Raw genomic sequence first — 15,358 nt, 5'->3', positions numbered from 1 at the left:
GGGAACTATATGGATAATCATTCTGGGGCAGATGATTCAGACCGTGGACCGCGTTTTCGTGAAATACCACGGCGACTTCTCATTCCCAATATCATTACCGTTTTAGCTGTCTGTGCCGGTTTGACCGGGATTAGGCTCGCCTATGAGGGTAAATTTGAACTTGCTGTCATCATGGTTTTGATCGCAGCATTCTTGGATGGAATTGATGGCCGCGTTGCGCGGTTGTTAAAGGCCCAAACAAACTTTGGTGCACAGCTTGATTCCCTCGCTGATGTGATCAATTTTGGTGTTGCACCAGCCTTAGTGCTTCATGCATATATTCTTCATATGGCACCTTCCATTGGCTGGGTTGCTGCATTGCTTTATGCAATTGCTAATGCGCTTCGTCTAGCGCGGTTTAATGTTATGCTGGAACGGCAGGAGCGTCAGTCCTGGGAGGATGCATTCTTTTTAGGTGTGCCAGCACCATTGGGTGCGCTATTGGTCTTATTGCCCGTTTATCTTGGTTTTTTGGGTGTAGAAGCGTCGACATCATATGCGGTTATTTCAACCATCTATGCAATGATCATCGCATTCTTGCTGATTAGCCGGGTTCCTGTTTTCTCCGGCAAGGAGATCGGGCAGGGCGTTCGTCGAGATTGGTTCTTGCCACTTATTTTGATTGTTGTCTTATATGTTTGGCTGCTTGTGACATTCACCTGGCAAACAATGGCATTCACGTCGATTTGTTATTTGGTTTCACTACCAATAGGAGCCTATTCGTGGTCCAAACGATATGGATCTCGTTCAACACCCGTTGATGATAATATCTCGCTGAACAAGAAGACGAAAAAGTAATTTACATAAATCGTTTGAAGCAGACGGCAAAAAAACAAGGGCAATCCGGTGAAAACCAGATTGCCCTTTTTTGAAGTGACGGGTCTCATAGAGCCTATGGGGTTTAAGCTCTATTCTTTCACTTCTTATTCTGCTGCTTCTGAATGAGGTGTATCGATGTTCTCATTTGCAACTTGTGCAGCTACCTTCTTCTTGCGAGGGCGTTTAACTTTAGGCTTGGCTTCTGCCGCAACCTCTTCAACCTGATCAGGTTCTGGCGCGGTTTCAACCACTTCTGGGCTCTCTTCTACCTGTTCTGGGCTAGCATCTACCTGCGCTGGGGCAGGCGCTTGTGCAGCTGAAGCTGCCGCTTTATCGCTGAGCCTTTGCTTACGATTAGCGCGGAAGCTAAAGATGCGAGACGCGTTATGCGGCAAGGCAAGCAAAGTAGGGATCATGATCAGCGTGAGCACAGTTGAATATGCCAAGCCGGAAATGATCGCAGTTGAAAGCTGCACCCACCAGATGGATGTGATACCGCCAACAGATGTTGTCTGCGTGAAGAAGTTGAAGTTAATCTGCAACGCCATTGGGATCAGACCAAGAATGGTTGTTCCGGTGGTGAGCAAGATCGGACGTAAACGCTGAGCTGCCGTTTTAATAACAGCCTGGCGAATATCTTTCACGCCATCTTCACGCATCCGGTTATAAGTGTCGATCAAAACAATCGCATTGTTCACAACGATACCGGCAAGCGCGATAACGCCTGTACCCGTCATAATGATGGAGAACTTCTGTCCTGTGAGCACCATACCGATCAACACGCCTGATACCGCCAAGATCACAGTCGAAAGCGTAATGATCGTTTGGTAGAAGGAGTTGAACTGTGTCAGTAGAATAATGAACATCATGAACAGCGCACCAATGGCAGCATTGCCCAAGAATGCCTCTGATTCTTTTTGTTCTTCATCTGCACCACGGAACTTTAAGAAGACGTTTGATGGCCATTCTTGTGTGTCCAGCCATTCTTGAATAACGCCAACTGCATCATCTGGTGTTGCATCACGTCCTTCGAACTGCGCACCCTTGGCAACGCTGGCTTTAATATCCATTGCGTAGAGGCCGTCACGGCGAACAATTGAAGATACTTTCTCAACTGGTTCACGAGTAACAAAGTTTGAGATCGGAATTTGACCATTGGGTGTGTTTAGACGGATTTGATCAAATTCGTCCAAAGTTCTTTGCCCTTCAGGTAAACGTACCCTGATCTCAACTTCGTCTTCTGAATCATCAGGACGATATTTACCAATCATCACGCCATTGGTGACCAATTGAACCATTGCACCAACTTCAGAGATGGACGTTTGATAGCGACCGGCTTGAACACGATCGACATCAAGTTGCCATTCAATACCTGGAAGAGGGCGACCATCTTCCTGTTCAGAAAGCAATTCCTGACTATCGAAATAACGACGGATTTCACCTACAGCTGCCACCATGTCGTCATAGTTTGTTGACTTAACCTGAAGACGCACATCCTTACCTGTTGGCGGGCCACCTTCGATCTTTTTAACTTCAACACGGATACCAGCAATATCAGCTGTTTGTGTGCGGATATCCTCAAAGATATCGACAGCCTTTCGGCGGCAGCAGAAATCTGCGAGTTCGATGGTGATTTCACCCACTGTGTCAGCAGGTTTATCCTGTACGCCACCGATCGGATCGCTAGCACCACCTGCACCAGCATATGCAGACATAACCGTGTTATCGATGCCAGGGATGGCAAGGATACGATTATCAACCTCTGCTGTGATGTCTCTGATTTCAGTTGCTGATAAGTTACCGCGCGCTGACACCAAAACGATGGCAACATCTGGCTCTTCATCAACAAAGAACTCAACGCCTTGGTTATTTGCACCGAAGTATGCGAATGAGAACATTGTCATTCCTATAACGGCGGCGATCACCACGATATTACCGAAAATATTGCCAGCAAAGATGTTGAGGAAACGTGCATAAAAGCCTGTGAAGCCAGAGAGTTTCTTCAAATCCAACTCTGCCTGAGCCGACAACATTTTCGCGTTTTCATCGATTTTTTCCTCATCGCGTTTTCTTTTCGAAACGAACGAGAAAATCAGCGCTGCAATGAGACCTGCACCGATCGCAGCAGCTGCGGCAATTGGATATTTCACTGGTTCAGCAAAATCTGCCAATGCTGGTGAACCCACAAGGCCAACAGCGACAATTGCCATGACCAGTACTGCAACGATGTATTTTGCAAATCGTGCGATGATTGCTGAAATTTGTGCAAACAATGTCCCTGTTACAGGCAGGAATACCAGCGCTGTCAGCAAAGATGCAGCAAGCACGATAATCACCATACGCGGCAAGTAGCCCATGAACTCACCTGGTACGCCCGGCCACAAGAGAAGTGGCAGGAATGCAGCAAGTGTCGTTGCCGTTGATGATACAACTGGCCAGAACATTAGTCTTGCTGAACGCTTATAGGCCTCAGCGGGTTCCATGCCTTCGGTAATTTTCCGGTCGGCATATTCGGTCACCACAATGGCGCCGTCCACCAGCATACCCACGGTGATCACCATACCAAACATCACCATCATGTTCACGGTCATGCCAAGCATGCTTACGATCAAGAATGCGACCATGAATGAACCTGGGATCGCCAAGCCCACAAGTAGTCCAGACCTAATACCAAGCGCCCAAACCACACAGATCATCACCAGAACAATCGCTGTCATGATAGAAGATTGCAGTGATCCAAGCACCTCGAAGATGAAGCTGGATTGGTCAATCAGGAAGTTGACTTTAACACCTTCAGGCCAGTCTTTAGTAAACTCACCAACAACTTCGCGAACAGTTGTGTTGTTCTCAATAATGTTGGTGCCAATACGCTTTACAACAGAGATTGAGATCGCAGGTTCACCGTTCACACGGGTAAAGCTGGAGGCTTGTTTATATGTTGGCAGAATTTGCGCAACATCGCCTAAGGTTACAACACCTTCGCCATTTTGCTTAATCGGAATGGAATACACATCCTGCGCATTTTCCAAAAGACCCGGTACTTTAACGTTAAATCTACCCTGACCGTCATCAATGAAGCCCGCTGGAACCAACTGGTTATTAAGACGAACTGCATTGATAAGTTCGGTTTGCGTGATGTTGTATGATTCAAGCTTGGAAAGATCTAGGATTACTTCCAAGACTTCTTCACGGTTACCGTTTAATGTTGCTTCACGAACTGTAGAGATAGATTCAATCTCATCAGATAACCGTGTTGCAAGGCGCGTTAATGTCCGCTCTGGCACCTGACCAGAAAGCGTTACGATAATTGTTGGTTGTAGCGCAAAGTTGGTTTCAGCAATGTTTGGCTCGTCTGCATCGGCAGGAAACTCAGTTTTTGCCTTGTCCACTTTATCGCGAATATCCGCTAATACCGTGTCTTTGTCCGAATCGATGGTAAATTCGAGAACTACAACCGCAACGCCTTCATTGGCAATCGCAGTAAGCTCTTTGAGCCCATCTAACCCACGCAATTGTGTTTCAAGGGGCCTAACGAGCAAGCGTTCCGCATCGCGCGGGGAGATACCCTGTTGTGACACGGTTACAAAATAGACCGGTACGTCAATATCAGGGTTCGCTTCTTTTGGAACATTGAGGTATGACGCTATCCCTGCAACAACAAGGACGATCATCAATGTCAGGACTGTTTTCGGCCTTGAGATAATAGCTTGAAGTGCACCAATCATGAGTTTTTCTCCAGATTGTTAGGCAGTGCCCCAGTTTGTGTCTGTGCTGTCTGTTCAACTGCAATGACTTCTTGTCCTGCAGTGACATATTCCTGACCAAGGGTGATGATTTTTAAACCAGGTGTTAGACCGCTCACCCACATTGTTTCAGGTGTTTGAGCTAGAATTCGCACAGGAACAAATTCAACAATACTCGCAGCGTTAATGACGCGAACACCCACGTCACCTTCATCACTTAGTGTGAGCCAGGACGATTGAACGCTATAAGCTTCATCTGATTTAAGCGCGATAGCTGCATCGGCTGTTATACCATCTCGCAACACGCCATCATCATTTTGCATTTCAATTTCAACTTTAAATGTGCGTGTTTGTGCATCTGCTGTCGGGGAGATAAACTTGATCGCGCCTGTAACCACTTGGCCCGATACGAGGCGAACCATAGCGTTGTCACCGACATTGATTGCGCTGACTTTTGCTTCTGAAACCTGACCAATGAAGTTCATTGGATTGTTTTGAACCACAGTTGCGCAAACATCACCTGAATTTAGTAAGTTTCCAACTTCAGCTACAGGATCTTGGACAATGCCAGATGCTTTTGCGACGATTTCAGTTTTTTCCATTTCTCGTTCAGCTTGCTCGAGCTGCGCTTTGGCGGCATCTCTTGCGGTTTGCAGTGCAAGCAATCTTGAATTGGTCGCATAACCTTGCTTTTTCAGCTCTTCATTGGCCGCAAAGTCGGTTTCGGCCTGTTCTAGCGATGCTTTAGCTTGCTGAATGGCAGATTGTCTTACGCCTGCATCTAAGCTGCAAAGAAGATCGCCCTCTTTTACAAAATCACCTTTGTTCACATGACGCTTTTCAACAACGCCATTTGTTTCCGAACGAATTTGAACCACGGCAGTTGCTTCTGTTCTGCCGCGCAAGGAAAGTGATTGCTCGCGCTCTTGCGGCGTAATGCTCACATAGCGCACCTGCTGCAGAGCGGTAGACGCACTTGCGCGTTCAGCAGGAGGAGGGGTTGCATTTTCCGAGTTTTCTTGACCACCAACAATGATGTCGCCTTGCAACATCCATCCGATGACGCCGCCTGCGATGAGCATTGCGACGATATGAGAACCTTTTAAACCGAAGGCCATGATTTACTCCATATTATTGTGCTGGCTCAAGTGCTTGGGAGGACACTTGCGCGAGTGATTCTAATTTTTCTCTATTTTCGACCAGATATTTGAGACTGTTTTCCTGGCATGAATAGCCGTAATCAGCGATCCATTTTGTGCCAGCATGTTGGGTCTCGTCGCAGGAATCTTTGATAAACTTCAATTCTTCTTCTAGTTGAGAAATTCGATTGTCGATCGCCTTTTTAACGGTGTTGCGGTCAAGCATTTCCGCACACATTGCAATCAACAAGAATTCTGATTTGAATATATCCTTTTTAGGGGTGTCCGACATATGAGACACCAATTCAAGGCGACCTTTGTCGGTTATTGAATATACTTTGCGAGCAGGTTTTCCCGGCTCACGTTCTTCATGAGACGTTAGGCACCCTTCAACTTCCAGCTTACTTAATGCTGGATAAATTGAACCAAAGCTCGCATCAACGAAATAGGCATAATGCGTGTCCGACGACATCTTTTTGATCTCGTAGCCAGTCGCTTGCCCAAAATTTAAAATGGCGAGACATAGTGTTCTAATGTTCATTCAAAACCCCGATCAGTGGATATGTAACTTGGACATATATCATTTCGATATATGTCTTGCAATAATAATATCTAAAAAACATATATCGAAAAAGAATATGCTCAATAGACATGACTCTATTGACTTCTGTTACGTAAGAAGTTTGAAAAGAGATTTAGCTGAGCGAAATTTTATTCAGGTTTTTGGAAAGAAAGAAATTTATCCTGGCGAACATCATAGAGTTTTCCAGTTTCCTGCATTTCTTGTGAACACAATAGCACGAGTTTTTCCGCAACACTTTGCGCTGTCGGGAGCGTTTCAGGCTTTTCACCCGGCATGGCTTGTGCGCGCATGCGTGTGCGTGTCGCACCGGGATTAACACAAGTCACGCCGATATTTGTGTCTTCAAGTTCAGCAGCCCACACACGAGCAAGGCTTTCAACCGCAGCTTTAGAGGCCGCATAAGGCCCCCAAAATGGGCGACAGGAATGAGGTGCGCCTGATGACATGATGATCACACGACCTGCATCAGACTGACGCAATAGGCGTTCAGTGGAGCGCATGAGACGCCAAGTTGCTGTTACGTTGATGTTCATGACATTTTCAAACTTTTTCACATCAGCATGGCTAAGAGGGGTAATGTCACCTAAAATGCCAGCATTTGCGACAACGATATCCAGCTTACCCCAACGGTCGTTGATGGCCGCACCAAGTTTATCGATTTCATCCATCTGGTTCAAATCAAGAGGAACGAGCGTGGCAGAACCACCTGCGGATTGAATTTCATCGTCAAGCTCTTCAAGACCGCCAACGGTTCTTGCGGTTGCAATGATATGCGCACCAGCTTTGGCAAGTTCGAGCGCTGTTGCATAGCCAATGCCGCGTGACGCACCTGTAACAAGCGCGGTTTTTCCCTCAAGATTTACGTTCATATTGGATGGCCTATGCTAACATTTCAGCGCGTTGTAGCTGATGGACATTTTCCTGATCAAGCAAGCGGGTTGGATAATCGCCTGTAAAATAGTGGTCCGTAAATTGTGGATTTTTGGGATCTCGTTTAATCCCACCCACGGCATCATAAAGACCATCAAGACTGATAAAGTTGAGCGAATCTGCTCCGATATGTTTGCACATATCTTCAAGTGTCTCATGCTGATTGGCAAGTAATCTGTCGCGATCAGGCGTATCAATGCCATAAAAGTCAGGATAATAAATCTCAGGGCTTGCAACGCGAATATGCACTTCTTTGGCACCAGCTTCGCGCATCATCTCAACAATTTTAATCGATGTAGTGCCGCGCACAATGGAATCATCAATAAGCACAACACGCTTGCCGGCAATAATGCCTTGGTTAGCTGAATGTTTGAGCTTTACACCCAACGCGCGGATTTGTTGCGTTGGTTCAATAAATGTTCGGCCTACATAGTGATTACGGATGATCCCAAGTTCAAATGGTATGCCGCTTTCCTGCGCGTATCCAATCGCTGCTGGTGTGCCGCCATCTGGAACTGGTACAACAACATCAGCTTCAACAGGCGCTTCGCGTGCGAGGTTAACACCCGCATTTTTGCGGGTTTGATAAACGCTTCTGCCACCCACAATCGAATCAGGTCTTGCAAAATATACATATTCAAACAAGCAAAGACGCTCTGGCGTTTTAGTCGTTGCTTTGCGGCATTCAATCGAGATAGTTCCATCTGACTGTAGCTCGCAAATGATCAGTTCACCATTTTCGACATCGCGGACAAATTTTGCGCCAATGATATCAAGCGCACAGGTCTCTGAACAGAAAATCGGTTTGCCATCGAGTTCACCCATGACCAACGGGCGAATGCCGTTTGGATCGCGCGCTGCGATAAGTTTCGTGCGTGTGATGGCAAGCATCGCGTATCCGCCTTCGATATGGGATATCGCATCCGCAAAACGGTCAGCTGATGATTTATGCCATGAACGGGCAATTAAATGCAGGACAACTTCAGAATCAGATGTCGATTGACAAATCGCGCCGCTGGAGATGAGCTGATCGCGCAAGGTCAGACCGTTGGTGAAATTGCCGTTATGGGCGATTGCGATACCGCCTTGTTGCAATTCAGCAAAGAGTGGCTGTACATTACGAAGGCCTTCGCCACCTGTTGTGGAATAACGCACATGGCCAACTGCAATATTGCCAGGTAGGCGGCTCAGAACACGCGGGTCAGTGTAGTGATCACCCACTAAGCCTAAGCGTTTTTCGGAGTGAAACTTCTCGCCATCGAAAGTAACAATGCCGGTTGCCTCTTGACCACGATGCTGAAGTGCATGCAGACCGAGCGCTGTTAGCGTTGTCGCATCAGGGTGATCGAGGATACCAAATATACCGCATTCTTCATGCAGCGTGTCATCCTCCGATTCATCGAGGGAACATTCAGTTTTCGAAAAATCGGTGGGCTTCATTTTATAATCCAATTTATATCTTCTAGATTTAAATGTTGGGCTAGGCGTCTGTATCGCCGGTTTCTGTGCTGCCGCGTATACTGTCGATAATCGATGTGTCCGCGTTTTCTGGTAATGCATTGACTAAGCTGGTTCCCAAAGAATCCAACATCGGTTTGGATTTAGCCTGTGCGATCCAATCGGGTTGTTTGTCCGCTGGCATTAGCCAATTTAAAAAGACATTTGCCACAACCATGATTAAAATGCCGCGTGCAGCACCAAACACAAACCCTAAAGTGCGATCAAGCACACCAATACGGCTGTCGATAATAAAATCAGCAATGCGCATGGTGATATAGGAGACGATAATAAGTGTAACTAAGAAGATGGCAGCAGCAGAGCCGATTGCGGCAAGTGCTTTTGATGATGTGTATTGAGACGCAAATGGCTCAAGATGTGGATAAAGGAAAAAAGCTGCAGCTGCTGCGGCTAGCCAAGAGCCAACGGCAAGAACTTCTCTTGAAAAACCTCGCACCATAGCCAGCATGGCAGATACAAGGGTAATTCCGATGACAATTCCATCAAGTAAATAAATAGGCATACGCGTTAAACTCCGGAATGCATTTTTTCGCACCGCTAGCATGTTGCTGCGCCAAGAGCAATAAAGGTTTAGCCCACGTCCCCGTTATTTTCAACATCTTGGTTATCGGAAGTGGAACCACTGGCTATTTTTGCCACCATTTCGGTTAGAGAATCGATTTGTTGCCAATTCCCACCACTTTTGGGAACGTCGACTGAGCCGTTTGGCAATATTGCACTTTCAAAGCCAAGTTTTTGAGCTTCTTTCAAACGTAAACCTGTTTGTGCAACTGGCCTTATGGAGCCTGATAGACTGATTTCACCAAAATATACGCAGTCAGAGGGTAATGGAGATGCTGCAAGTGATGACACTAATGCCGCTGCCACCGCCATATCTGCTGCTGGTTCGCTGACACGATAGCCGCCAGCAATATTGAGATAAACATCATGATTGCCAAGGCGTACCCCGCAATGCGCTTCAAGCACAGCCAATATCATCGACAGACGCGCTGAATCCCAGCCGACAATGGCGCGGCGAGGTGTACCAAGCGAGGAGGGGGCGACAAGTGCTTGTACTTCGACCAAAACGGGCCGTGTGCCTTCAATGCCAGCAAAGACGGCATTGCCGGGCGCTGCTGTGTTGCGTTCACCTAGGAAAAGTTCGGACGGATTCGCAACCTCGCGCAAACCTTTGTCTGACATTTCAAAAACGCCAATTTCATCGGTCGGGCCAAAACGATTTTTTACAGTACGCATGATCCGATAATGATGTCCGCGATCACCTTCAAAATATAAAACCGCATCTACCATATGTTCGACAACCCGAGGCCCCGCGATTTGGCCGTCTTTAGTGACGTGGCCGACCAGTACCATTGCAGTTCCAGTTTGTTTTGCAAAACGTATCATCGCATGCACACCGGTTCGCACCTGGGTAACTGTTCCCGGCGCAGCTTCTGCTAAATCGCTCCACAAGGTCTGGATCGAATCAATGATAACAAAGTCTGGTTTGTCCCCATCGGCAAGTGTTGCGAGAATATCTTCTACATTGGTTTCAGCAGCAAGCATGACATCGCTATCCGATGCGCCTAGTCGTTGCGCTCTTAGCCTGACTTGCGCAACAGCTTCCTCGCCTGAGACATAAATGACCTTATTACCTTGACGCGCGAGCGCAGCGGCGGCTTGCATTAAGATCGTTGATTTACCAATACCGGGATCACCACCAACTAAGATGGCAGAACCTTTGACAAACCCACCACCAGTCACGCGATCTAATTCTGAAATATTGGTTTGAATGCGTGGCGCATCTTCGATCTCACCCGAGAGCGTGGTCAACGCAACGGCGCGGCCTTTTTTCGGTGTTTTACCGGGCCCACCACCAATACCACCTTTTGGGTCATCTTCAACGATGGTATTCCATTCACCGCAGCCATCGCATTTACCAGCCCATCTTGCATGAACGGTACCGCAATTTTGACAAACAAATTGTGTGCGTGATTTAGCCAACAGAAACCCCATAAATATTCATGTTTTGTTCTCATTTACTATAGGCAGCGAATTTAGGCAAGTTGTTATTTGAAATCAGATGGATGGACCGTATCTGCGACCAATACCTGTTAGTATTTCATAGCTCACAGTGCCTGACTGTTGTGCAAAGTCATCAAGGGTGATTTGATCGCCAAACAATTCCAACCAATCACCGATATTGACAGCGTTTAGCGGCAAGTGTGAAACATCAAACATGGTTAGATCCATGGTGACACGGCCGATACAGCTGACCATTTCGCCATTGATAAACCCTTTGGCACCGTTAGGAAGATGTGCACGTAAGGGAACACCTTGCCCCGAGACATTACGTGGGTAACCGTCAGCATATCCAACACCGCAGACTGCGATGCGCATAGTTTCTGTTGCAACAAATGTGCCGCCATAGCTGACCGTTTCACCCGGTAAAACTTCACGAATATCAATAATTTTCGCTTCGGCCTTGACGACAGACTTCATCGGGTTAGGGCGGTATGTAAAAGGATTTCCACCATATATTGCGATGCCAGGGCGCGTTAACTGAAAGTGAGAAGCTTGATTTGATAATGTTGCTGCGGAATTTGCCATACTTGCATCAATTCCCGCATATTTTTGAGCAAGTGCAGAAAAGGCTTCAAGTTGGGTAGCGTTTTTTGGATCTTCCGGATCGTCGGCATTTGCGAAATGGCTCATCAACATTTTTGGAACAAATTTAAGGTCATCAAGGCAGTTATATGCTTCGTTGGGGCGCAGACCCAAACGGTTCATGCCTGTATCAATGTGGATGGCGCAAGGTTTACTAACACCTGTGTGAGACCAAAGTTTAATTTGGCTAAGTGAATTCAATATGGGGATCAAGTTATGTTCCGCCAAAATTGAAACTGTGTCTTCAAAAACACCATTGAGAATGAAAATTTCTGCATCGCGCTGGACCGAACGCAACTTGGCGCCTTCAAGCGCGTCAGCTACGAAAAACTGGCGGCAGCCGGCATTTGCCAATATTTTTGAAATAGTCTCGACACCGCAGCCATAACCATTGGCTTTGACCGCTGCCCCACACGTTGCAGACCCAGAAGCCTTTTTCAGAGTTTCATAGTTTTCTGAAATCGCTGACTGATCGATATTCAGCCGCACTGTTTGGCCAATATTATTCTTCACTTTGAATAAACTGGTCATATGAGCTGTCAGCAAGATCTGAGAAGCGCGTAAACTGAGCCTGGAACCCAAGTTTTACTGTGCCAGTTGGACCGTGACGCTGTTTGGCGATGATCACATCTGCAGTGCCTTTAACTTTCGACATCTTTTCTTCCCAGGCAAGATATTCTTCATTACGGACATCAGCGCGCTCTTCTTCCGGCGTGCGGCGTGGCTCCATGTTTTGAACATAGTATTCTTCACGAAACACGAAGAGCACCACATCAGCATCCTGCTCGATGGATCCAGATTCACGCAAATCCGATAGCTGCGGGCGTTTGTCATCGCGACTTTCCACCTGACGGGAAAGCTGGGATAGGGCGATGATCGGAACGTTTAGTTCTTTGCCAAGGGCTTTAAGGCCCGTTGTAATTTCCGTGATTTCCTGCACACGGTTCGAGCTGCTTTTGCTTGAACCTGTCATCAGCTGAACATAGTCGACCACCAATACATCAAGACCGCGTTGGCGTTTTAGGCGTCTGGCGCGGGCTGCCAATTGAGCAATGGATATACCACCTGTTTGGTCAATATATAATGGTGTTTTTTGCATCATTTGAGAACAAGCAACGAGCTTTTCAAAATCAGCCTCGGTGATTTCACCACGTCGGATTTTGGATGACGAAACTTCTGTTTGTTCAGAAATGATACGCGTTGCAAGCTGTTCGCTTGACATCTCCAATGAGTAAAAACCAACAATGCCGCCGTTTTTAGCTGTTGTTGAGCCATCGGCTTGAACTTCGGGTTCGAACGCATTGGCGATATTAAAGGCAATATTCGTTGCCAGCGAGGTTTTACCCATACCTGGACGACCCGCTAGGATGATCAAATCCGAACGCTGCAAGCCACCCATGCGACCATCAAGGGAATGAATGCCAGTTGAAATACCTGACAAGTTTCCATCACGTTGGTAAGCTTCACCAGCTAGGTCAATTGCAATGGCAACGGCATCATTAAAAGACTGAAAGCCACCGTCATAACGACCAGTTTCAGCCAGTTCAAACAAGCGGCGCTCGGTGTCTTCAATCTGCCCTTGAGGCGGCATATCAACCGGAGCGTCATAGGCGATATTGACCATATCTTCGCCGATTGTGATGAGTGAACGTCTGAGCGCAAGATCATAAATCGCGCGGCCATAGTCCTCTGCGTTGATGATTGTCACAGCTTCTGCGGCAAGACGGGCCAAGTATTGCGCGACTGTTAAATCACCAATTTTCTCATCAGCGCGCAAAAAGGTTTTGATTGTCACAGGGTTGGCTGTCTTACCCATACGAATAATATCGCCGGCGACTTCAAAAATATTGCGATGAAGGGGTTCGTTAAAATGTTCAGCTTTTAAGAAGTCAGATACGCGGTAAAAGGCATCATTGTTGACCAGAATAGCACCCAAAAGTGCTTGCTCAGCTTCCAGGTTATTCGGCGCTTCGCGATAGGTTGGTTCTGCATTTTGGTTCGAGGCAATCGATGTGATGCTAGGTGCCGCGTCGTTCATTTAGGTTCTATTCTTCTTTATTGTTTTCGGTTTTTCGCTGTCGTAGCGAACATAGTTACATGTGTCGATGCTCTGGGACAGTCTCAAACTGGTAAATCTGTTTTTTGTTCCAATGATTCACAGGTGATTCTGTTCATATGTGGAATATTGATAATAATTGTTGACCAATATTTCGAATCGCTGGCGCGTATATTTACGGCATAATAGTCTATTTCTGTGTCAATAATTGGGACATATCTTGCGATTTGGCGACATGGTCAAATTATCCCATAAATTTTCGCAAAAATGTTATCGATAAACTAGCGGTACTTTGAATAGCCTGATAGTAATATCGGCCTGTTATCAAGTAAATTATGCAAGGAATAAAAAATGTCAAATGCGGAAATTGGCGTCATTGGTTTAGCAGTTATGGGAGCGAATTTGGCGCTTAATATCGCTGAGAACGGTTATAAGGTTGCTGTCTTTAACCGGACCTATGCTCGGACCGAAGAATTTATGGAAAGCGCCGGTGAATTAAAGGATCAATTGGTTCCTTGCAAAACGCTTGAAGAATTTGTCAATGCTATCCGTCCACCGCGTCCGGTGATCATCATGGTGAAAGCAGGCGGTCCTGTTGATATGCAAATGGAAGCGCTTAAACCATTAATGAGCGATAATGATATTATCATTGATGCTGGAAATGCGAATTTCCGCGATACTTTGCGCCGTGAAGATGAAATGAAAGATACGGGCCTGACATTTATTGGAATGGGTGTATCAGGTGGTGAAGAGGGTGCACGTCATGGCCCATCCATCATGGTTGGTGGTAAGCAATCTTCTTATCCACGTGTGCAAGGTGTGCTTGAAGCCATTTCAGCGAAATATAAAGACACCCCATGTGCTGCATGGCTTGGTGAAAATGGTGCTGGTCATTTTGTCAAAACCATCCACAATGGCATTGAATATGCAGATATGCAGATGATTGCAGAAGTTTATGGCATCATGCGTGACCGCTTGAAGATGGAACCAAAGGCGATCTCAGATGTTTTTGCCAAATGGAATGAAGGTCCGCTGGAATCCTATTTGATTTCCATTACGGCCGAAGTGCTTAAAGCAGTTGATCCAAAAACTGACACACCGATGATTAATCTGATATTGGATGCTGCTGGTCAAAAAGGTACCGGTCGTTGGTCTGCCATTGAAGCATTAAACATGGGCGTTCCGGCAACAGCTATTGAAGCTGCGGTGGCTGCGCGTAGTTTATCGGCTGCCAAAGATGAGCGTATTCATGCCGAGAGCGTTTTGGGCTTGCCGTCATCTTCCGATGTGGCTGATCCTGAAAAATTCATTGCTGATCTGGAATTAGCATTGCTTGCAGGTAAGATTGCCGCTTATGCACAAGGCTTTGCGGTTATGTCTGCGGCATCAAAAGAGTTTGATTGGGGGCTTCCGATGCCAACAATTGCGAAAATCTGGAGGGCTGGCTGTATTATTCAGTCTCGCTTCTTGGATGAAATTTCAACTGCGTTTTCAAAAGACCCTGATGTTGCAAACCTTGTTATTACTCCGGCATTCTCAAAATTGCTTGGCGAATGTGATGGGCCTTTACGTAAGGTCGTGAGCGAAAGTGTGCTCAATGGTTCGCCGGTTCCAGCGCTTGCTTCAGCGATTTCGTATTTTGATACTTATCGCCGGGCGCAGGGAACAGCTAACCTTATTCAAGGCCAACGCGATTTCTTTGGTGCACATGGCTTTAAACGCACCGATGAAGACGGTGATCACCATGGACCTTGGGGCAGCTAATCCACAAAGCTCCAAATAATTGGTGAGAGAAGTAACATTGTGAAGCTAAATATGGCATGATTGATTTGGATCAATGCTTTGCTAGTATTCATCAATATGTTGCATAGACAGTTTTGTCGCA

Annotated in this window: 11 protein-coding genes; 2 read left to right on the top strand and 9 right to left on the bottom strand. The window is 46.6% G+C overall.

Annotation, left to right across the window (positions count from 1 at the left end; all coding sequences use genetic code 11):
* The first annotated feature begins 9 nt into the window (after nucleotides 1-9).
* Complete coding sequence (gene pssA / locus ACZ1GZ_RS14520; protein ID WP_472665605.1) at nucleotides 10-837, top strand: CDP-diacylglycerol--serine O-phosphatidyltransferase; 828 nt, start codon at nucleotides 10-12, stop codon at nucleotides 835-837.
* A gap of 125 nt (nucleotides 838-962) precedes the next feature.
* Here the strand turns inward: pssA and ACZ1GZ_RS14515 are convergent, their stop codons facing one another.
* From ACZ1GZ_RS14515 to ACZ1GZ_RS14475, 9 genes are all read right to left on the bottom strand, one after another.
* On the bottom strand, nucleotides 963-4,583 hold the full coding sequence (locus ACZ1GZ_RS14515; protein WP_472665604.1) for an efflux RND transporter permease subunit: 3,621 nt from the start codon (nucleotides 4,581-4,583) through the stop codon (nucleotides 963-965).
* Complete coding sequence (locus ACZ1GZ_RS14510; protein WP_472665603.1) at nucleotides 4,580-5,719, bottom strand: efflux RND transporter periplasmic adaptor subunit; 1,140 nt, start codon at nucleotides 5,717-5,719, stop codon at nucleotides 4,580-4,582. Before ACZ1GZ_RS14510 ends, ACZ1GZ_RS14515 begins: the two co-directional genes overlap by 4 nt.
* 13 nt (nucleotides 5,720-5,732) lie before the next feature.
* The gene (locus ACZ1GZ_RS14505) at nucleotides 5,733-6,281 is read right to left on the bottom strand and encodes a PadR family transcriptional regulator (protein WP_472665602.1); all 549 of its coding nucleotides are present in this window, start codon (nucleotides 6,279-6,281) and stop codon (nucleotides 5,733-5,735) included.
* Nucleotides 6,282-6,451: 170 nt separating this feature from the next.
* A complete protein-coding gene (locus ACZ1GZ_RS14500; RefSeq protein ID WP_472665601.1) occupies nucleotides 6,452-7,192 on the bottom strand; it encodes an SDR family NAD(P)-dependent oxidoreductase in 741 nt (246 codons plus the stop codon).
* Between the two features lie 10 nt (nucleotides 7,193-7,202).
* Complete coding sequence (gene purF, locus ACZ1GZ_RS14495) at nucleotides 7,203-8,693, bottom strand: amidophosphoribosyltransferase (RefSeq protein WP_472665600.1); 1,491 nt, start codon at nucleotides 8,691-8,693, stop codon at nucleotides 7,203-7,205.
* Between the two features lie 40 nt (nucleotides 8,694-8,733).
* A complete protein-coding gene (locus tag ACZ1GZ_RS14490) occupies nucleotides 8,734-9,273 on the bottom strand; it encodes a CvpA family protein (protein ID WP_472665599.1) in 540 nt (179 codons plus the stop codon).
* 68 nt (nucleotides 9,274-9,341) lie between these two features.
* Nucleotides 9,342-10,754: a DNA repair protein RadA gene (gene radA, locus ACZ1GZ_RS14485; RefSeq protein WP_472665598.1), complete on the bottom strand. Its 1,413-nt coding sequence runs from the start codon at nucleotides 10,752-10,754 to the stop codon at nucleotides 9,342-9,344.
* 75 nt (nucleotides 10,755-10,829) lie between these two features.
* Complete coding sequence (alr, locus tag ACZ1GZ_RS14480; RefSeq protein WP_472665597.1) at nucleotides 10,830-11,948, bottom strand: alanine racemase; 1,119 nt, start codon at nucleotides 11,946-11,948, stop codon at nucleotides 10,830-10,832.
* The gene (locus ACZ1GZ_RS14475) at nucleotides 11,920-13,455 is read right to left on the bottom strand and encodes a replicative DNA helicase (RefSeq protein WP_472665596.1); all 1,536 of its coding nucleotides are present in this window, start codon (nucleotides 13,453-13,455) and stop codon (nucleotides 11,920-11,922) included. Before ACZ1GZ_RS14475 ends, alr begins: the two co-directional genes overlap by 29 nt.
* A gap of 369 nt (nucleotides 13,456-13,824) precedes the next feature.
* Here ACZ1GZ_RS14475 and gndA point away from each other — a divergent pair, with 369 nt between their 5' ends.
* Nucleotides 13,825-15,237, top strand: coding sequence for an NADP-dependent phosphogluconate dehydrogenase (gndA, locus tag ACZ1GZ_RS14470; RefSeq protein ID WP_472665595.1), 1,413 nt, complete (start codon nucleotides 13,825-13,827; stop codon nucleotides 15,235-15,237).
* The last annotated feature ends 121 nt before the right edge of the window (nucleotides 15,238-15,358 follow it).

The organism is Lentilitoribacter sp. JB5-8 (genome assembly GCF_055693385.1).
Note: the sequence above shows the minus strand (reverse complement) of the source record. Positions and strands in the feature narration are given on the sequence as shown.